The organism is Rossellomorea oryzaecorticis (assembly GCF_045897515.1).
GTDB classification, from domain to species: domain Bacteria; phylum Bacillota; class Bacilli; order Bacillales; family Bacillaceae_B; genus Rossellomorea; species Rossellomorea enclensis.
Window position 1 is genome coordinate 102,607 of record NZ_JBJOSA010000003.1, and the last position, 18,798, is coordinate 121,404.

General features: G+C 46.7%; 19 protein-coding genes. 4 read left to right on the plus strand and 15 right to left on the minus strand.

All coding sequences use genetic code 11. The features are described from left to right. Nucleotides 1–45: 45 nt before the first annotated feature. Complete coding sequence (locus tag ACKA06_RS04755) at nucleotides 46–894, minus strand: MurR/RpiR family transcriptional regulator (protein ID WP_071620554.1); 849 nt, start codon at nucleotides 892–894, stop codon at nucleotides 46–48. An 18-nt stretch (nucleotides 895–912) separates the two neighbouring features. Beyond that, a complete protein-coding gene (locus tag ACKA06_RS04760; protein WP_411159092.1) occupies nucleotides 913–2,286 on the minus strand; it encodes an aspartate aminotransferase family protein in 1,374 nt (457 codons plus the stop codon). Between the two features lie 359 nt (nucleotides 2,287–2,645). Between ACKA06_RS04760 and ACKA06_RS04765 the strand changes: the two genes are divergently transcribed. Further along, a complete protein-coding gene (locus ACKA06_RS04765) occupies nucleotides 2,646–2,840 on the plus strand; it encodes a hypothetical protein (protein ID WP_071620556.1) in 195 nt (64 codons plus the stop codon). A gap of 53 nt (nucleotides 2,841–2,893) precedes the next feature. Here ACKA06_RS04765 and ACKA06_RS04770 read toward each other — a convergent pair whose 3' ends face one another. Then, nucleotides 2,894–3,340, minus strand: a complete 447-nt coding sequence (locus tag ACKA06_RS04770) for a DUF4385 domain-containing protein (RefSeq protein WP_411159278.1) — start codon at nucleotides 3,338–3,340, stop codon at nucleotides 2,894–2,896. Nucleotides 3,341–3,468: 128 nt separating this feature from the next. Then, complete coding sequence (locus ACKA06_RS04775; RefSeq protein WP_071620558.1) at nucleotides 3,469–3,660, minus strand: hypothetical protein; 192 nt, start codon at nucleotides 3,658–3,660, stop codon at nucleotides 3,469–3,471. A gap of 231 nt (nucleotides 3,661–3,891) precedes the next feature. Here ACKA06_RS04775 and ACKA06_RS04780 point away from each other — a divergent pair, with 231 nt between their 5' ends. Continuing rightward, complete coding sequence (locus ACKA06_RS04780) at nucleotides 3,892–5,109, plus strand: iron-containing alcohol dehydrogenase (protein ID WP_411159093.1); 1,218 nt, start codon at nucleotides 3,892–3,894, stop codon at nucleotides 5,107–5,109. A 104-nt stretch (nucleotides 5,110–5,213) separates the two neighbouring features. Here ACKA06_RS04780 and ACKA06_RS04785 read toward each other — a convergent pair whose 3' ends face one another. The 3 genes from ACKA06_RS04785 to ACKA06_RS04795 all read right to left on the minus strand — a co-directional run bounded on the left by ACKA06_RS04785 (nucleotide 5,214) and on the right by ACKA06_RS04795 (nucleotide 7,993). Beyond that, nucleotides 5,214–6,158 (minus strand): arginine deiminase family protein, encoded by a 945-nt coding sequence (locus ACKA06_RS04785; RefSeq protein WP_411159094.1) that lies wholly within the window; start codon nucleotides 6,156–6,158, stop codon nucleotides 5,214–5,216. A 401-nt stretch (nucleotides 6,159–6,559) separates the two neighbouring features. Beyond that, complete coding sequence (locus tag ACKA06_RS04790) at nucleotides 6,560–7,300, minus strand: YqcI/YcgG family protein (RefSeq protein WP_411159095.1); 741 nt, start codon at nucleotides 7,298–7,300, stop codon at nucleotides 6,560–6,562. Nucleotides 7,301–7,363: 63 nt separating this feature from the next. Next, nucleotides 7,364–7,993, minus strand: coding sequence for a LysE family transporter (locus ACKA06_RS04795; protein ID WP_411159096.1), 630 nt, complete (start codon nucleotides 7,991–7,993; stop codon nucleotides 7,364–7,366). 155 nt (nucleotides 7,994–8,148) lie between these two features. On the opposite strand from ACKA06_RS04795, the gene ACKA06_RS04800 reads away from it, so the two are divergent. Then, complete coding sequence (locus ACKA06_RS04800) at nucleotides 8,149–8,805, plus strand: spore coat protein (RefSeq protein WP_411159097.1); 657 nt, start codon at nucleotides 8,149–8,151, stop codon at nucleotides 8,803–8,805. Between the two features lie 137 nt (nucleotides 8,806–8,942). Here the strand turns inward: ACKA06_RS04800 and ACKA06_RS04805 are convergent, their stop codons facing one another. The 7 genes from ACKA06_RS04805 to ACKA06_RS04835 form a co-directional block, all read right to left on the minus strand. After that, complete coding sequence (locus ACKA06_RS04805; protein ID WP_411159098.1) at nucleotides 8,943–10,226, minus strand: MFS transporter; 1,284 nt, start codon at nucleotides 10,224–10,226, stop codon at nucleotides 8,943–8,945. Beyond that, on the minus strand, nucleotides 10,223–10,846 hold the full coding sequence (locus ACKA06_RS04810; protein ID WP_411159099.1) for a TetR/AcrR family transcriptional regulator: 624 nt from the start codon (nucleotides 10,844–10,846) through the stop codon (nucleotides 10,223–10,225). Before ACKA06_RS04810 ends, ACKA06_RS04805 begins: the two co-directional genes overlap by 4 nt. A gap of 199 nt (nucleotides 10,847–11,045) precedes the next feature. Continuing rightward, nucleotides 11,046–11,345, minus strand: a complete 300-nt coding sequence (qoxD, locus tag ACKA06_RS04815; protein WP_071620564.1) for a cytochrome aa3 quinol oxidase subunit IV — start codon at nucleotides 11,343–11,345, stop codon at nucleotides 11,046–11,048. A gap of 1 nt (nucleotide 11,346) precedes the next feature. Then, nucleotides 11,347–11,958, minus strand: coding sequence for a cytochrome aa3 quinol oxidase subunit III (gene qoxC, locus ACKA06_RS04820; RefSeq protein WP_411159100.1), 612 nt, complete (start codon nucleotides 11,956–11,958; stop codon nucleotides 11,347–11,349). Nucleotides 11,959–11,960: 2 nt separating this feature from the next. Beyond that, the gene (qoxB, locus tag ACKA06_RS04825) at nucleotides 11,961–13,925 is read right to left on the minus strand and encodes a cytochrome aa3 quinol oxidase subunit I (protein WP_411159101.1); all 1,965 of its coding nucleotides are present in this window, start codon (nucleotides 13,923–13,925) and stop codon (nucleotides 11,961–11,963) included. Between the two features lie 19 nt (nucleotides 13,926–13,944). Beyond that, nucleotides 13,945–14,970, minus strand: coding sequence for a cytochrome aa3 quinol oxidase subunit II (gene qoxA / locus ACKA06_RS04830; RefSeq protein ID WP_064563450.1), 1,026 nt, complete (start codon nucleotides 14,968–14,970; stop codon nucleotides 13,945–13,947). A 704-nt stretch (nucleotides 14,971–15,674) separates the two neighbouring features. After that, complete coding sequence (locus ACKA06_RS04835) at nucleotides 15,675–16,502, minus strand: DUF2935 domain-containing protein (RefSeq protein WP_411159102.1); 828 nt, start codon at nucleotides 16,500–16,502, stop codon at nucleotides 15,675–15,677. Between the two features lie 142 nt (nucleotides 16,503–16,644). Between ACKA06_RS04835 and ACKA06_RS04840 the strand changes: the two genes are divergently transcribed. Continuing rightward, the gene (locus tag ACKA06_RS04840) at nucleotides 16,645–17,163 is read left to right on the plus strand and encodes a hypothetical protein (protein ID WP_411159103.1); all 519 of its coding nucleotides are present in this window, start codon (nucleotides 16,645–16,647) and stop codon (nucleotides 17,161–17,163) included. A gap of 19 nt (nucleotides 17,164–17,182) precedes the next feature. On the opposite strand, the gene ACKA06_RS04845 is transcribed toward ACKA06_RS04840, so the two are convergent. Continuing rightward, nucleotides 17,183–18,718, minus strand: coding sequence for a BCCT family transporter (locus tag ACKA06_RS04845; RefSeq protein WP_411159104.1), 1,536 nt, complete (start codon nucleotides 18,716–18,718; stop codon nucleotides 17,183–17,185). Nucleotides 18,719–18,798: the final 80 nt, after the last annotated feature.

Below are 18,798 nucleotides of genomic sequence, written 5' to 3' on the forward strand. Positions count from 1 at the left end.
CCCGTCCCTCACTGCATTAAAGCAGTGAAGGACGGGCCCTTTCATTTAATAGAATACATCGAACCTCTCCCACACTTCTTCGAGTTCATCGAGCCGCTTTTCGAAACCGTCCTGCTTTTGTTTTGCGGCATAGATGACGAGTGCGTTGATGACACTGAGCGGTGCGGTGAAGCTGTCGATGAAGGCAGGCATTTTGCTTTCTGCCGTTAATGATACATCCGCATGCTGAATGAGCGGTGATAACAGATTGTCGGTAAGTGCAGCTGTTTTTGCTTTTTTTTCTTTTGCAAAACGGAGTATGTCGACTGTACTTTTTGTATATCTTGAGAAGCTGATACCCAGGACTAAATCCTCCTCACCAAGATCGTGAAGACGGTCTGCATTTTTCTCGATTGAATCGAGCATCTTGACATCATCAAGAATCATAGTCAGGTAGTAATGAAGGAAAACCCCCAGGGCTTCTGCACTCCTGTTAGCCACAATATAGACTCTCCTTGCCTTCAACAAGTACTCTACCATTTTGCGGAAATTTTCAACATCCAGGTTCTTAAATGTGTGCTGGATGTTTTCAATGTCTCCTCCGATGATTTGGGAAATGCCTTGATCTTCATGCCCGTATACCTCTTTTGACAGCTTCAGTCTCTCAGTCGCAGTTAATTGCTGCTGAACCGAAGACTGGATGTGGCGCTGAAACTCGGGATAACCCGTAAAGCCCAAAAACGCGGCAAAACGAACGACTGTAGCATCGCTTACGTTGACTAGCTTCGCCAGCTTCCCGACTGTTAAAAATGGGATTTGATTGGGATTTTCGAGTATATATCGGGCAATTTTCTCCTGCGCCTTACTCATTTCCGGCATTTTTCCGGAAATGACTTTGTAGACATCAATGTTCATATTTCACCTCTTTTTGACTCATTTCCTGATTATTTTGATGGCTTTATCGTGTGCATCGAGTGTCCTTTCTATATCTTCCCGGCTGTGGACGGCAGACATGGAATAACGGTTGAGTGGTTTTGTGTAGATTCCAAGTTTCAATAGCTCATAGTCGATTTTGCTTCTTAAGGTACTGTTGGCTTTAGCCATATCCCGATAGTTCCTGATGCTTCCTTCCGCCAGGATGATGTTGAAGATGCTCCCTTTCCCCACAGTCTGCATCGGGATGTCATGGCATTTATAGATATCTTCAAGCCCAGACCTCAGTAATGCTGTGTCAGCGAGAAGTGCCTCCATCGTTCCCTCCTCTTCGAGAACCTCAATCGTCGCAAGTCCTGATGCCAGTACTGTCGGATGGCCGTTGTAGGTTCCGCTGTGAAATAATGGATCTTTTTTGCTGCCGTTTTCAGCACCGGCCGTAAGAATGTCCCTTCCCCCATCCGGCGCGCTGATTTCCATGACTTCTTTTTTTCCGCCGACCGCCCCTACGGGAAATCCGCCGCCAAGCACCTTACCGAGAGCGGTGAGGTCCGGTTTGATATGATATAGGTTCTGCGCTCCTCCTACGGTAAGCCGGAACCCTGTTTTCACTTCATCAAATATCAGGAGGATCCCAAGTTCTTCCGTTATCTCCCTTAGCTTTGTCATGAAAATCTCATCAGCAGGAATGAATCCGCCTTGAACCGGCTCCATGATGATGGCAGAAATCTCATGCGCTCTGTTCCGCAGGATTGTTTCTGTCGCATCAATATCATTAAAAGGAAGTATGACCGTATTTTTACGATAGTAATCAGGAATGCCAGGTGACTCAGGCACCACATCCGGTTCAGTTTCATCGCCGGCCATGTCGATTTCAGGATTCACGCTGAGGAGCACCTGATCATACCCGCCGTGATAATGACCTTCAAACTTCGCGATTTTTGGTTTGCCTGTATAAGCCGCCGCTGTCCGGATCGCAAGTAAAGTGGCTTCAAGACCTGAATTCGTATATCGTACCATTTCAATACCTGGAAATAGAGAAATCAATTTTTCAGCAAGGACGGTCTCAAGTCTGTGCGGGGTGCCGAAAATGGTCGTTCCCGCTTCCTTCATTTGATTCATCGCTGCTTCATATACCCGCGGATGACCATGGCCAAGGATCAGGGCTCCATAACAGAGCAGATAATCAATGTACTCATTTGCGTCAACATCGATCAGCCTGCTGCCGTGCCCTTTTTCCATCATGATCGGGTGAGGTGCCATATATTTGATATTCGCCGTGACTCCTCCCGGGATGACCTTTTTTGCCTTTTCAAATAATGCCGCTGAATTCTTTGTGTGACGGGACAATGGATTGAGCTTATTTTGATGCAAAAGTAAGACCTCCGATATTAAATATTTATTTCTTCTTATAACTTAACATGAAATAAATATTTCAAAAAAGGGTTGGGCCGTTCTGTTATGTAAGATTAATGCCGGTAAAAGTTTTGTAAAAGAGAGCTCATTCACACTTCGATATAAGAAGCATGCTCGTAAAAATATTGCTGGACTTGAGGGATTAATTATTCAATGAGATTTTGACGATATTCTATAAGTTTCAGATGTTTCTCCACTGTTTTCCCAAAAAAGTTAGTAATTACTCAGTCCCTGGTCATTCCGGGCACTTTACCCATTTCATAAACGCTTTTAACAATCCGGAATAAATTAATCAGTAGAAAGGAGTGTGAATCAAAATGGATAGTCCAATCTGGTTATACCTCTTCGGCATTCTGTCAGGCTTTGCCCTCTTGAGGGTGCCGCTGACCGGCTTCCTTGCGCCGATCAATCCGATTGTCGATGTGATCGGGGTTCTTGCAGTTTTATTATTCTCTATCGTACTGATTTTCAAAGGTGTCATGCACCTCATTGACAGCCGGAGAAGAAGATAACAGTAAAGGCCCGTCCCTCGCTGCTCTCACGCAGTTCAGGGCCGGGCCTTTTTTCATCCATATTGCTTCTGGTGTTCCTGCTTCCTGGAAAGATAGTCTTCATCTTCCCTTGCAAGCTTCCATTTTTCTTCAAAGATGGCGGCCGATTCTGCTTTTTCGGAATCGATCTGTCTTTCCTTCACATCGCCGTCTTCATCATACTTTTTGCCGCCTTTGTAGTTGGCGTAGCGGCGGGATCTGGTGTAGCCCATCTGCAGGAATTTCCGGGCCATGTCCATTCCGACAAAATCGTCCTGCTTTTTGTAATCGAGGAACATCTCATAAATTTTCTCCGAGGATTCCTTCGCGATATCGGGTGTCTTGAACCGCCAATGGGGGAGGATTTCACTTTTATAAGGTTCAACGAGAAGGACACCCTGCTCTCCCCTTCCGACCCGGTAAAGTTCGGGATGCTCCCGGAAGTCGGTTGAGTCGAAGTCCAGTGAATAATCGAATGGCATCGTATCATCCTTTTGCACGTTTTCAGCTTGTTTACCCGGATGATTCTGCACTTAACCCCTTAACCACGATAAAAAGACCTGCATAGAACCGCTCTATACAGGTCTTTAATTTTAAAAACCGGGCTGATTTACTTCCCCTGCTCATCCAGCGCCTGGTACTTTGCCTGATACTTTCCGCCGTCAGCCACTTCGGAGTGATACAGGGCCTTCATGGCAAAACTTCTCTCCAAGCCCTGCTCATCCATCAAATTCTTAAGGCGGTCCTGCAGTGCTTTTTCATCCTTCATCAATCGCTTCATTTGGGAACGTATATATTTCAAAGGTTTCATCTCCTTTTTCGTTTAGCAATGAAATACCATTATAACAACCTTTCAGGATTATACAAAGTTTCGCTGGTCACCCTCATGATTGCTTGATAGAATCATAGATAATTAGCAGAAAAATTTGTAAGCAACTTATAAACACGGTGAAACGCATATACATATTAACAGAGACATCCTTAGACAGGCCTTCCGTCATGCCATATTTTTAAAAAAGAGAGAGGGATTGTCATGTACAAACTGTATTGCAGGGCCTACCAAACCGCTTACCGGGGGGCATTGTATTTCCTGCCGTGGCGGAAACCCCGGTTGATCGAGGGGGAAAACAGCCTCGCCGAATTGCCTGGTATTTTAAAAGAAAGCGGAATTTCGAGCGTACTGGTCATTACAGATGAAGGTATTTCTTCACTCGGATTGATGGACGGTCTCCTCAAAGAGTTGAAAAACAACAATATTCGTTACTCCGTCTATGACAAGACCGTCCCGAACCCGACCATCGATAATATCGAAGACGCCTTGAAATTGTATCACTTCAATAAGTGTGATGGGATCATCGCATTTGGCGGCGGGTCGCCGATCGACTGTGCCAAAGCGGTGGGGGCCAGGGTGGCGAGGCCGGACAGGACCCTACCGGAGATGAAGGGACAGTTGAAAGTGAGAAGGAAGCTCCCTCTCCTCGCCGCCGTCCCGACCACTGCCGGAACGGGAAGCGAAGCGACGATCGCCGCAGTGATTTCAAATCCGGAGACCCATGAGAAATATGCAATCAACGACTTGTCGCTGATTCCGCAGATCGCGGTCCTCGATCCGCTGCTTACGGTAAAACTTCCGCCTCACATCACTTCGACGACCGGAATGGACGCATTGACCCATGCAGTCGAGGCCTATATCGGCAGGAGCAGAACAAGGGAGACAATGGAGTGCAGCAAACAGGCAGTGAAGCTGATATTCAGCAATCTTTACGAAGCCTATTCCAACGGGGAAAACATTGCAGCCCGTACCAATATGCAGAAAGCATCGTATCTTGCGGGAGTTGCGTTCACCCGCGCATATGTGGGGTACGTCCATGCGATCGCCCATACCCTCGGCGGATTCTATTCGGTTCCGCACGGGCTCGCGAATGCCGTCATCCTCCCATATGTACTCGAGTACTACGGAGAGTCGGTTCATCAGCCGCTTGCGGAATTGGGCGATGCAGCCGGGATCGGGTCGCCAACGGATCCGGCGGGTGAGAAAGCGGCTGCCTTTATTGCTGCGATAAAGAAGCTCAATACAGATATGAAAATCCCTGACAAGGTGGACGGCATTTCCGAAAGCGATATCCCGCTGATGGTCAAGCGGGCCCTGAGTGAAGCGAATCCGTTTTATCCGGTGCCGAAAATCCTGTCGGAAAAGGACTTAACTGCCCTTTATAATATGATCAGGCAAAAGCAGACTGCACCTATTTGATTTCTTCCATGATGTGCGTATAAAAAATGGACCTGCCCCCGGCATGTCCATTTATGTGTTGTCAGCCGGGCGCCACCCCGGCAGCGTTGACACCCAAACAATCCTTATCTCCGTTCCAAAGGTAGCGTCATGCAGCGGATGCCTCCACCGCCTTTCTCCAGTTCATTCACATCGACCTCGATGACCTTTTTATTCTTCAATTTAGGATGATCTTGAAGGATGCTTTTGTTGATTTTTGTACTGACCAGAAGCGTTTCCGGATTCAGGTTCAGGAAATTGATATCTGCGACGGTGTGCTTCACCTTGTCCGTCCACAGCACTTCAAACCCGTGCCGCTTAAGGAAGTCGCCTGTCATGGTGTAGGAGGAGTCTTTTTCAGTGACGACCTGCACAGGGAATAAACGCATATAGCTTTTCGCGACAAGGAGGTCAGGGCCTGCGACATTGCAGTTCATGTCCAGATGCATCGTCTCCCCTGTCCTGGGCAGATCGATGATGCCGATCTCTGAAAATCCCGCGGCAAAAATCCTTTTTTGGATTGCTTCAAGGCTTTCAATGCTTGTCCTGAGGCCGGTGTTGATGAATACAGCGTCCTTATCAAGCACGAATACGTCTCCGTTTTCTAGTGCTTTCATCCCGTTATTGGCTTTAATATTGAAAACCTCTTTGTCAAACCATTCCTTAAATAGTCCGTGAGCATGTATATATTCCGGTGAACGCATCGATGCTCCTGCATCCCCCGGGATCACCGTGTTCCCGTATACGCAGGCAAGGTCCCGCACAAACACCCTGTTGAGCAGGTGTGGATTCAATTCGGCATCCCCGCCTTTTAAGTAATGGGAGTAGTCGATGACCTGTGCACCCTCATTTTCAATAGCTTTTATCAAATTCTCATGGTTTTCCTTCGCCTTTTCATGGTGAACGGGCTTTTCCCAGCCGACATAATCGGCGGTGCGCTGGTCAGGGACGTCCAATACAGTCGGGGAACAAACCACGACCGTCTTCAGTTCATCATGCTCGTTCCAGCAGTTCGGTTGAATCTTATGCATCCTCTGGCCTCCTTCTGTTTTCCTCTTTTACTTTTTCCTTTCTGGTCTGAAAACATTCCAGTGTTGGGAGATCGCGGCGTAATGGCGATCCAGGCTGGATTAAGTCCGGAATTTCTGTTTTATGAGAGATATCCTGCCTGGATTATGTGGGATCTTTGTTTTATGAGGGGTGTATCCTGCATTGATTATGTTGTATCTCTGTTTTATGAGGGGTATCTCGCCTAAGATATGAGCGGAACTCCTGTTTTATGGGCGAAATCCGCGATATATGGGCGGAATTCACAATATATGGGCGAATTAAAGATTATTCGACAAGTGCACAGCCCCACTACCCTCTCAATACCCCGCACCGTACAGAAAAGATTAACTCTCAGCACAAAAAAGAGCCAAAGCACCGCGCCTCAACTCTTGATCCTCTTCTGGCTATTCATAAATGGACACTTGGACAGGGACGAATCGTCGTCACGGAGGAAATACTGCTGCCACTCGTGGTTATCCTCCTGGCCGTACCATTTAAGACTCGGATGAGCATCGATTCCATCGTATTCCACGAGACGCTTCCGGATGACTTTTTTCAGTTTCTGCCCGAATGCGGTGGATGAATTGATCTCGTCAAATACCCAGCGCGGCTGAAAGGCAATCATAAAACAGGGAAAATGCCGGCTTTTCCGGCTAATGTGGGCAGGGGTGGCACAGAAAGCGAAGTAAGGCTCCCCGTCAAAACAAAACTCCCAGCTGTGATGATGGGGGTCTTCCGCGATTCCTTCCGGCCAAGGGGTTTCATCCTGTTCATGAAGTTTATTCAATACGGACCAGAACAGGTCCTGATAATCATCGATGTCTGCAAATTGCAGCTCTTCTGATTGAAAGAAGACGACCAGTGAAGCATTGTTCCCGGTATCACGGGAGATTTCACCGTACTCCTTCAGCAGGGAAGCGAGCTGTTCAATTGATTGACCCGTCCTCGGATCATCGGCAAATCCAAAGCGGAGCATATCTTTATGAAATCCCTGTATACCGGGCACGCAGGGATATGGATGCTGTTCACCACGCATCATTTGTGCAAACTGGGTATAAGCTGACTTCTCCCAAGAGGGCAGGTCATTGAAATGACGGTCAATCCAGCTTTTTGAACGTAACATGGGCGAATACCTCCTATCGGACTACACACTATCCTATTAGGAGGCAATGTTCTGGGTGTCTGTCTATGACAGCAAAATTCCCGCTGCCTTCACACCGAAATAAATCCCGAACCCGATGAGCACGAGACCGGAAATGATCGAGATCCATCTGATGATCCTCCCGCTGAACCACTTCCCGGTTCCGGCGGCGACTGAAGCCATCGCGAAATCCCAGATGGTGATGCCGAGGAAGATCCCCATGCTGTAAATCAGGATCTGCCCGCCATGATAGGTCTCGGTGGTCTCTGCCAGGATCGAACCGTAAATACCGAGCCAGAACAGGATGCTCAGTGGATTGGAAATGGCCATGAAAAATCCCGTCCGGAACGACCTCGCTTTTGTCTCTCTTCCATTTTGCTGAGAATCACGGGCAGGGGCACCCGCTTTTACGACACTTTCAATCCCTGTATAGACGAATACAAAGAATCCGAACAGCCATAAAAACAGTTGAACAATAGGCGTGTCCACGAACTGTGCAAGCCCGAAATAGATGAGAAGCATGAAGACTGCATCCGCAGCCATCCCGCCTACCCCCACCAGCCAGGCATGCCAAAATCCAAGCCGGATCCCTTTATCCAATTGCAGGGCATTGATCGGTCCCATCGGTGCGGACAGCGATAACCCCAGTACGATATAACTTATAAATACGCTCATCTCCCAACCCACCTCTGACAAAACTTCTTCCTAGTATATTCGGACGGGCCGCCTTGTAGTAGGCCCTTGTCTGTTTTTTATAAAATCATACATGATTATTTGTAACCGCGGGAAATCTAAAGGGGATGTCAACTACGATTCAGGAGGGAAACATCATGTTCAATCAACAAAATCAGCAAAACCAGACTAATATGAATCCGTCTCCCCAGCAGGGAATGAATAATCAAACCATGAACCAGCCGAATAAAAACCACGGCGGCCACGAATTATTCGATGCCCACGAGGTGATTGCAGGGATCATCAGCATGCTCGATCAGTATCAAATGTATGATCAGCATATCCAGGATCCTGAACTGAAAGAAATCGTCAAACGCCAATCCGCTTTCGTGACGACGATGTACAACACGATCGTTGGCAGTTTTTCAACCGGGCGCGATCCGCAGGTTCCCACCCAGCAGTATAAAATGACCCAGAACAATGACACAGTTTACGGAATAAAGCCGGGGCAGCCAAAGAAACCGAACCAGTCGGTGAATGAACTGTCCGATAAAGGACTGTCTGCCTATATGCTCGGACAGACCAAATCGCTTGCTACCCTGCTTGCGATGACGGCTCTTGAGATGACCAATCCGGTCCTTCGCCGCGTCGTTGCCGACAGCGTTCCGAACTTCATTGAAATGAGCTATGAGATTTTTCTATATCAGAACAAACACGGCTACTATCAGGTGCCGCAGCTGAACGATCAGGATATGGCCCAGATGCTGCAGAGCTATACAACCGTACCCCAGCAGCCGGGGAATATGCCCCATTAATAAGCGGGACAAGGGGACAGGTTCATTGTCCCAGTAAGGAATCGACTACTCTTAGGACATGCGGCTAAAATTCCGTGTCCAGCTTGAATCGACTACACCTTAAGGACACGGATAAAACTCCGTGTCCTTTTTTCACGTCAAGAAGAAACGGACGACTTCAGTTCCTCGGTGACCGCTTCCCGCCCTTCAAGCGACCTGGTGATCAGATAATAGAGGCAAGTTCCTGTTAAGCCGAGAATGAGCAGTATCCCGCCCATCATCACCGGACTGATCCATTCGCCTGCGATGATCAGTAGCGACGCGATAATCATCGCACCATAAAAGGTCAAGCTGTAAAATGCCATGTACGTACTGCGTGCGTTGGACGGGGCAAGTTCGCCGATCATGGCCTGTTTCACCGGTACATACATGAGCTCGCCGATCGTCCCCACGAAGATGAGTATGAAGAGGATCCATATATTGCTGATGAAGGCCAGTGCACTGAAACTGACGGAAAAGATGAACATTCCCATAACGAGGTTCCATTTGTCTTTCCACTTTTTAAAAAGGTATAAAACAACCGCGGACAACAGGACGACCAGCAGGGTATTTTCGGTTTTAAGGAATCCGAGTACCTTTGTGCCGTCGATCGTAAACTCAATGCCGAGCAGTGAAGCACCCTGCTCGGGGATATCCCTTTCAAGGCGTATCCCGATATAGTTGGTCAATGACTGCTCAAGGGTGAATATGAACACGGCGCCAATGATGTAAAACATGAACAGTCTGTCTTTCAATACGGCGGAATAGCTTTTGAAAAAATCAAATGGTGAAGATTTACTTTTTCCTGTGGAAGGCTGGACGGGAGCTGGTGTGTAGGTTTCTGAGATGAAGAAAAAAGTGATGACGACGGATAAAAGCGAGATGAACGATATCCCGATGAACAGTTCGAATAAATAGCTTTTAAACAGGAATGCACCCATTATTCCCCCGAGTGCCGTGGCAAGGTTCCCCAGCCAGTAGCTGATCGTGAATACGAGCTTCCTGGACTCGGTATCCGTCACATCGATGATCATCGCCTGGGCAGCCGGCTGCAGCATTCCGCCTGCAAACATATTGAAGACGAAAAACACCGCGGATACATACGGCAGGTCATACCACGGGGAGTTGCAGAAAGCGATCAAGAGATAGGTGACGAGTACGCCGATTTCCGAATAGATCATGATGCTCCGGCGCCCGATCTTATCGGACATATGCCCGCCGATGAATCCTCCGATCACACCGCTGATGACGGTCAATATAAGGATGATCCCGGTTTCGGCTGCCCCGATTTTCTTGGAAAAATAAATGGCCAGGAACGGAATGACGGCCATGGATACAAGCCCGCCCAGGAACTGAATGCCCAGCCTTAATTTAATGTTGGGATGAATGTCCCTGAGTTTCATTGCATTTCCTCCCTTGCGTCTGCAACCGGTCCAAACAGCCGCAGTGCCTGGATCTTCATATCGTTCCAAACGAGGTTTGTATAGTCATCGATGAATGTTAATCTCATCCCGTTTATCAGAGATAAATACGACTGGGCGATCAAAGGCGGTGCATCTTTATAGAAGAGTCCCATCCCCTGGCCTTCGGCGATGACCGGATAGATTTTATCGATAAATACGTTGACGAAATCATCAAGCTCCTTGAAAAGCGCAGGATATCTGTCTGGTCTGGCAAGAACCTGCTGAATCAAACGCAGATAATCCATGCTTTTTGAAAACTGATCCACCTGACAATGGATCATTTCTTTAACCATCTCCATCGGATTGCCGCTGTAACGTTCTTCTATTTCATGAAAATAAGGCTTTATCTCTTCGAGGGGCTCAAGGACCGATGCCTGAAACAGTACATCCTTTGTTTCGAAGTACGTAAACACGGTACCAAAGCTGACGCCTGCCTCCTTCGCTACCGCCGCGATCGGGGTCTCGGCGAATCCGTTTTCGCTGAACAGTTTCACAGCAGCCTCGAGGATCAACGCTCTTTTCCTTCTCTTTTTTTCTTCGAGTGAAAGTGATGCGGACATGTGAAAATCTCTCCCTTTTTAAAATTGATTGATCAATCAATCATTATTTTATTGTAAGAACCTTCCAATGTCAACACCTTTCTTCGACACTGAAAATAACAAAACACACAAAAAAGGAAGCCTCCTAAATAGAAGCTTCCTTTTCTATGGTTCATATGGTAGATCAACGGGACAGTGTACCTGTCCCCCTGTCCCATTTTTAGTGCATGCTGTTCATGACCCAGACGGATCCTGCTACGATGACGATGGCGATGAAGGCTGCTGACAGCATTTTGCCGACCTGCCATCTTCCTTCTCCTTCGGTTACGTGCATGAACATGAACAGCTGGATTGCCGCCTGCAGGAAGGCAAGGACAAAGACGATGGCCACGATGGTTCCGCGGGCAAGGTCAGTGTACAGTCCCCACCAGACTGCCAGGAAGGTCAATCCGACTGACAAGAAAAATCCAATGATTTGAGTCCAAGGTATACGGCTGTGGTTTGATGTGTTATTTGACATATTATCCCACCATCCCTAACAAGTACACGCTTGTAAACACGAAGATCCATACGAAATCAAGGAAGTGCCAGTACAAGCTGGATACAAATAGTTTTTTCGCAGTATCAGGATTCAATCCCTGCTTCTTCACTTGGAACATCACAAGGATGATCCATAGGATCCCCAGTGAAACGTGGAGTCCATGCGTACCGGTCAACAGATAGAATGAAGACCAGTATGCATTTGTTCCCATAGCAGCTCCTTCATGAATGAGGTGAAGGAACTCTGCTATCTCCATGTAAAGGAACCCTGCACCGAATAGCAGTGTGATGATCAGCCAGACCATCATCCCTTTGACATTTCTTCTTCTTAATTCATTTATCGATAATCCAGACGTGAAACTACTGATCAGTAGCAGCAGCGTCATGATGATTGTATTCTTCAGATCAAACACTTCACTTGGCAGCGGGCCGCCTACCGTCCCGCTTTCAAGGGCAAAGAACGTGGCGAAGATCGTAGCGAACAGCGCCATTTCCGCTCCAAGGAAAATCCAGAAACCGAAGATATTCAGTTTCCCTATTTCCGATTGATATTCCAGTGGCGTGTTTGGATCTACATTTGTACTATGTGCCATACTCACGCCTCCCTCTTGAACCGATTTTCAGTTTTTTCGATCTCATCCACACTTACGTAGTAGCCTTTATCATACTTGTGCGAAGTAAGTGAGCGGTGCGCCATCGTTCCAAAGATCCCGACAAGCGCAATGATCGCAAGCCAGAATAGTTCGAACACAAGTCCGAATCCTGCAACAAAGAAGAGAGCGGACATGATGAACGGCACTCCTGCATTGTTCGGCATATGGATCGGTTTGTATTCAGGTTCTTCAGGCTTTCCTTTTTCTTTCCATTCCTGTTTCATGTAGTGGAATGCATCGACATTCTTCACTTCCGGTACATGAGCAAAGTTGTAGTGAGGCGGGATCGCTGAGCTTGTCGCCCACTCAAGTGTACGGCCGTCCCAGGCATCGCCCGTCATCTCACGTTTTGCATAACGGTAGCTGTAATATACGTTGTACACGATGATCATGAAGCCGACACCCATGCCGAATGCACCTACAGAAGAGATGACATTCAATGCTGTCCAGCCGTCTTCAGGTCCGTATGTGTACACACGTCTTGGCATACCGGCAAATCCAAGTACGAATTGCGGTAAGAAACATACGTTGAATCCGATCGAGAAGAACCAGAAAGCCCATTTCCCGATTCGTTCGTTCATCTTGATGCCGAACATCTTCGGATACCAGTAAACAAGTCCCGCGAAGCAGGCAAATACGACACCGGCGATCAATGTGTAGTGGAAGTGGGCAACCAGGAAGTAGTTGTTGTGATACTGGAAGTCAGCTGCAGCCATACCGAGCATGACACCAGTCACCCCGCCGATCAGGAATGTCGGGATGAACGCGACAGACCACATCATCGCGGTCGTAAACTCGATCCTTCCCTTATACAGGGTACCGAGCCAGTTGAATATCTTGATACCGGTCGGAATGGCGATGGCCATTGTGGTGATCGAGAATACACTGTTCAATGCCGCACTTCCTCCCATCGTGAAGAAGTGATGGACCCACACGATGAAGCTGAGGAGTGAAATGGCAGCAAGTGAGATAATCATAGATCTATAACCAAACAATGTCTTTCTAGCAAACGTCGCAATGATTTCCGAAAAGATACCGAAAGCCGGCAGGATAACGATATATACTTCCGGATGTCCCCATAACCAGAACAGGTTCGACCAAAGCATCGGGTTCCCGCCATCAGTCAGCGTAAAGAAATGAGTGCCGAACAAACGGTCAAATGTCATCAGTGCAAGTGTGACAGTCAAGATCGGGAATGCAAACACGATGATGAATGCAGTGATCAAAGTCGTCCAAGTGAACATCGGCATGCGAAGCAGGGTCATGCCCGGCGCACGCATCTTTATGATCGTCACGACGAAGTTGATACCGGTCAATAATGTACCGATCCCTGAAATCTGAAGTCCGAGCAGGTAATAGTTGATACCCGGTCCAGGGCTTCCTTCAATCGCGAGCGGTGCATAGTTCGTCCACCCGGCATCCGGCGACCCGCCGAATACGAATGACATATTAAACAGGATCGCCCCGAACATGAATGACCAGAAACTCAGGTTATTCAAATACGGGAACGCAACGTCCCTTGCACCGATTTGCAAAGGTACAACAACGTTCATCAATCCAAGTAAAAACGGCATCGCCATGAACAGGATCATGATCGTACCGTGAGTCGTAAAGATTTCGTTATAGTGCTGAGATGATAAAAACTCGTTATTAGGCACCGTCAACTGGGCCCTCATCAATAGTGCATCGACCCCTCCGCGGAAGAGCATGACCAATGCAGCGAGAATATACATGATACCAATCTTTTTATGATCAACACTCGTGATCCAGTCGTTCCAAAGCCATTTCCACTTTTTAAAATACGTCAGTGTGGCGACAATCCCGATGACAGTGAATACAATCGAAATATTGGCTCCAAGAATCAACGGATCATTGAGGATTAAATTATCTTTTATAAAATCAATCATCTAGAGTGGTCCTCCTTTCTTAATGCTCGTGTCCTTCGTTGGATTCGTGCTGCATATCTTCCATGTCATCGTCACTTTTTTTGTGACCCTCTTGGCTTTCGTCATTGCCATGGCCTCCGTGTCCGCTGTGGGAGGATTCAGCATCCTCGCTCGCACCGTACGATTTATCAGTCACACCGTATTTTTCACGGATGGCAAATGCATATTCCGAATTCTTGCCATGATCAACAATGGATAAGTGAGTGGAAGAGAACGTCATTTCATCAACCGTACCAGGAAGCATGAGCTTTTCATACGTCTTTTTATCCAGCTTCGGTTCGCTGTCCTGGACCTCTTTCACCCAGTCTTCGTACTTTCCTTCTTTCATCGCCACAAAATCGAACGTCTGGTGGGTCATGCCTTCACCCGTGAAGTTCGAGTTGCGGCCGTCATATGTTCCAGGCTCATCCGCCTGTAAGTATAAGTCATTCACCATTCCCGGCATCCCGTAAATCTGGCCTCCGATTTGCGGCACCCAGAATGAAGCCATGGAGTCCGCAGCGGTCACCTTGAACAGGATCGGGTGATCTTCAGGAACATTCACATAGTTCACCGTTTCGATCCCCTCTTCCGGATAACTGAAGATCCATTTCCAGTCGACAGCAGTCGCATGGATCACGATCGGATCCTTGTGCGCGGTCGCTTTCGGTGCTTCTTTCAGTTCATATAAAGCCTTTGTGTTCGGGATCGACAAAGCGATGACGATCAACACAGGAATCAGCGTCCAGATGATCTCAAGCTTCGTGCTTCCATGCATCTCAGGCCTGTAATCACCTTTCCGGCTGCTTCTATATCTTAATAGAATAAATGTAAAGAATGATAGAACAACGACCATGATGCCAAGCATGTAGTAAATCGACAGCATGATCAAATCTTTTTGAACAGCCCCGACAGGCCCTTTCGGATCGAGAACGATCATCTCGCTTCCCGAACTGAATATGATGATAAAAAATAATGAAACCAGACTGATCAGCACAATCAGGTATGGCTTGAATTTATCAAACAAAGGGTTCACCTTCCTTTACTTCGTATTTAACAGATGTAGCATCATATTATCAAATTCTTTTAAGAAGGTACCCCCCTTTAACCGAACTGTAACCTGATTTTCGAAATTTAGACGAAAGTTATTCACAAAACGGTAACAATGTTGGAAAGAATTGCTCAAGAGGCAAAAAAATGACTCCCAACACTATTTTTAGATAACATTGAGAGCGTTTTATGGATTGATTATTCAGAATTATACTGATATTCGAGGACTATTTGTGACAATTATTTTATAGTTTTGTCATTGAGGTACCCCAAAAAATTAACTCAGCTATTTTTATATTCCTAAAATATATAAATGGATGGTTCACACACTAAAAAGAAGCTGGGACATAAGTAAAAATCATCCCATAAAGGCGAACATTTTAAGTAAAGGCTTGCAACTACCGCTTATGATTTCCGTGCAAGACTCCGCTTTCCGCGGGCGGCTGGTGAGCCTCCTCCTATTAACGGATAGAGGAACTGTCCAGTTCCAGGGCTTAGAGGCACATGCCATAAGCCTCTGAGCAAAGCCCTTCCACTTTTCTGATAGGAGTCTCCGTCTTGCACTCCAATCAACCGCTGGAAGAAGCTAAATTCAAATGTCCATTTGAACAAATTAATACCCGGACAAAATTGCCTCTTAAAATGCAAATTTGTCCGGGTACTTTTGTCTCTCCATCCCTTTCACAAATATGAAGCCCTCTTCAAAGAGCATTGTCCCGCGGCTTCTTTCAGCTTTGGTGAAAAATAACTGAGTCTTTTGATGAAGTAACAGGTTTCGGGAAAGTGGTGCTCCAGGAAACGGAGGGTGGTTTTGTTGAGGAGTTTCTTCTTTTTATATTTTTCCACCATCCCGGATATATATTGGCTCATCTCCAATGTCGTCTGTCCTACCTCGAGGGCGAATTCCCTCTGCCGGGCAAAGCCGGGCTGCTTGAATCTCAGATATCCTTTCAGATGCCGGTTTTGAATGATAAATACCTGGTATTGATCGATATACGCTTCTGCACGCCTGTTCGCCCCGATTTCGATGGGATCGAGCATGTTCTGGAATAACAATGCGTGGCCGAGCTGATCCTCGAGCCAGAGGTCCATCAATTCGACCAGATGAAGCGGCTCGGGTTCCTTCCCCTCCACAAGAAACCCGAGAAACCGCAGATACTCCTGATTTTCAGCCAGCGTTCCGTTCAGATAGGTCGGTGACAGATTGAGATTCACTTTATTATCGATCCTCAATGACTGAAGCATCCCTTCAAACTCAAAGTACCCTTTTGCCACCGGCCACACGTCCCTTGAAAATCGGATCATGGCTTCATCCCCAGGACCTGCGCCACGGGGAACAGAATTCAATTGTTCAATCAGCCCTCCAAACCTCTGAATGTACCGCTCTGCAACTTTTACATACTCCGTTTCCGCCGGAGAAAGATTATCCCGGATGAAATATGCGTGGTCCTGCAGCACTTCCAGCCAGAATAAGTGCTCCTCCCACAACGTGATCATTTGTTTTGCCACATCTTAACCCCCTTTTTATATGTATATATTTTGAGGGGAAGTAAAAAAGAAGGCACTCTTTCAAAATCAACTGTAAAGACACATAAAATCTTCATGGAAAAGGAAAAATAAAACCACCACTATTATGTAAAGGGTGTCTGTTATGAAAAAAAGAAACCTGTTGATCCTTCTGATGGCCCTGCTCCCCTGGTTGTCCCTCCCGTTTATCGGCAGCAAAACATTTAAGCGTTTTTTGCCTGGTACATTTTTTATGAGCATCTATCTATTGGTGGAAGGCAGTGTGGCTGAGAAAAGGAATTGGTGGTCGTTCTCTTCATCTCTTAAACCGAATGTCCTGGCTGAACTGCCTTTAATCTTTGGGCCTTTCTTTATCGGGTCACTATGGATTTTTAAATTCACATATGGAAAATTCATGTCCTATTTCGTCACCAATTTAATCGTAGACGCCTTTTTCACCATTGTCATGCTGAATTGGTTCAAGAAAATCAAGTATGTAACATTAAGAAAATTCACCAGATTACAGCTTTCATTGCTCTTTTTAGTTAAGTCCATTTCCATGTATGGGTTTCAATTCTTATACGAAAAAGTTTTTTCCGGCCGGTTCAAGCCTGATCATCAACCCGAAAGAGTACAAAAACCTCTCTTCGCAGTTAAACGATGAGAGGTTTTTTGTATTTTTCTTATTTCCGGATATTATATTTCCATGCCTGATCTTCATCCATCATCTTTTTGGCAGCATAAATCAAAATAAATTGGACCACGATGATCGGCAGGCCCATGAGCCCCGAGATCACTTCGAGCGGCGCCAGTCCGCCTATGCGCATAAGTAATAGAGCAAGACCTGCAATAACCCCTGCGATCACGATGCGGAGAAGTTTGGCCGGCTCATGTTGACTCATATCCCTGGTACTTGTATATGCCGCTACGGTATAGGTAGTAGAATCAAGTGTTGTAGTGAGGAATATGAGTGCGACGATGATAAAGATAACAATCATGATGCCGCCGATAGGCAGTGTATTTAGAATTTCCGGGATCGCAGCCATCCTTTCATCCTGCCTGACAAGCTTCAGGATGGACAGTTCCCCAGTCAGATAGCGGTGCACTCCGAGTCCACCCAGAACACCTGTGGCGATCCAGGAGATCATAGTCGGTGCCAGGAGGTAGGTAAGGATCATCTCTTTGATCGTCCGTCCCTTTGATATTTTAGCTGCAAATACACTGTGAAGCATCGCCCAAGTCGCGCTGTAGGCGAACCAGAATACAGTATTGCTCTGGACATGGGATGGCTCACCTCCGTGAACGGAATCCGTATTTAAAGAAAAGGTAAGATAATGACTCAATAAAAATGAAACACTGTCGGTAAAATAATTCAAAATAAAGACACCGGGTCCTGCAATGAGGATCAAAACGGCAAATAGTCCAGCCAAATACATATTAAGTGTACTTAAGCGTTTAATGCCCTTCTCGATCCCCAGGTATGCACTCAGTGAAAATAAAAATACCCAGACAGCAGTGACGATGATCGTCATTCCAAAGGTGACTTCCATATTTAACAGACTCGATAAATTATATGTAATGATTGGAGCACCAAGCCCAAGCGTCACGGCGGCACCTGTCAATATACTGATAAGGAATAAGATATCGAGGACCTTTCCGCCCCATCCATCTGTAAACCTGTCACCAAACAGGACCCTGCATGCTTCTGAAATTCTCATTAATGGGCGTTTTTGCACATGAAGGACATATCCCATTGCCGGCGCGATCATCACAAAGATCGCGAACACCTGAAAGCCCCACAGGAACATGCTGTAGGAATTACCCCAAAGTAATGACTCTGCAGATCCGGGATCCACTCCCGCAGGCGGATCGTTTGCAACGGAAGTCCATTGTAGCATCCCCGTCCTCATGATCGTGGATCCTATCCCCATCGCAATCAAAATCGATGCATATTCGAATAAAGTAAATCTGGGCTTCTCCGCCGGATCCCCGAGGACGACCTTTCCATATTTTGAAAAAGAAAAATATAATGCCGCTGCCACGAGGATCACCCCATACCAGAGATAGCCCCAGCTGAATACATCCACAATCGTATTAAAAATGGAGTTCAACAGCTCCAAAGACTCTGCCTCATAAAAGGCAAATGGGATGCTGATCCCTATTACAATCAGTAATGAGGGAAGAAAAATTCTGTAATCGATCAAACGCTTCTTACTCATGTAAACCCCAGTCCTCCTCTTCCTTTAAAACTTTGTCTTATTTCCCCATATTCCATTACCCTTTCTATAAAGAAGAAAAC

Coding starts and splice junctions, on each gene's coding strand:
- ACKA06_RS04765 (WP_071620556.1), top strand. CDS start 2,646: ATGGATAGTCCAATCTGGTTATACCTCTTCGGCATTCTGTCAGGCTTT.
- ACKA06_RS04810 (WP_411159099.1), bottom strand. CDS start 10,846: ATGTCCGCATCACTTTCACTCGAAGAAAAAAAGAGAAGGAAAAGAGCG.
- ACKA06_RS04805 (WP_411159098.1), bottom strand. CDS start 10,226: ATGAAACTCAGGGACATTCATCCCAACATTAAATTAAGGCTGGGCATT.
- ACKA06_RS04795 (WP_411159096.1), bottom strand. CDS start 7,993: ATGAGCGTATTTATAAGTTATATCGTACTGGGGTTATCGCTGTCCGCA.
- ACKA06_RS04800 (WP_411159097.1), top strand. CDS start 8,149: ATGTTCAATCAACAAAATCAGCAAAACCAGACTAATATGAATCCGTCT.
- qoxD (WP_071620564.1), bottom strand. CDS start 11,345: ATGTCAAATAACACATCAAACCACAGCCGTATACCTTGGACTCAAATC.
- ACKA06_RS04755 (WP_071620554.1), bottom strand. CDS start 894: ATGAACATTGATGTCTACAAAGTCATTTCCGGAAAAATGCCGGAAATG.
- ACKA06_RS04770 (WP_411159278.1), bottom strand. CDS start 3,340: ATGCCATTCGATTATTCACTGGACTTCGACTCAACCGACTTCCGGGAG.
- ACKA06_RS04790 (WP_411159095.1), bottom strand. CDS start 7,300: ATGTTACGTTCAAAAAGCTGGATTGACCGTCATTTCAATGACCTGCCC.
- qoxB (WP_411159101.1), bottom strand. CDS start 13,925: ATGATTGATTTTATAAAAGATAATTTAATCCTCAATGATCCGTTGATT.
- ACKA06_RS04785 (WP_411159094.1), bottom strand. CDS start 6,158: ATGCATAAGATTCAACCGAACTGCTGGAACGAGCATGATGAACTGAAG.
- ACKA06_RS04840 (WP_411159103.1), top strand. CDS start 16,645: ATGAAAAAAAGAAACCTGTTGATCCTTCTGATGGCCCTGCTCCCCTGG.
- ACKA06_RS04845 (WP_411159104.1), bottom strand. CDS start 18,718: ATGAGTAAGAAGCGTTTGATCGATTACAGAATTTTTCTTCCCTCATTA.
- qoxC (WP_411159100.1), bottom strand. CDS start 11,958: ATGGCACATAGTACAAATGTAGATCCAAACACGCCACTGGAATATCAA.
- ACKA06_RS04780 (WP_411159093.1), top strand. CDS start 3,892: ATGTACAAACTGTATTGCAGGGCCTACCAAACCGCTTACCGGGGGGCA.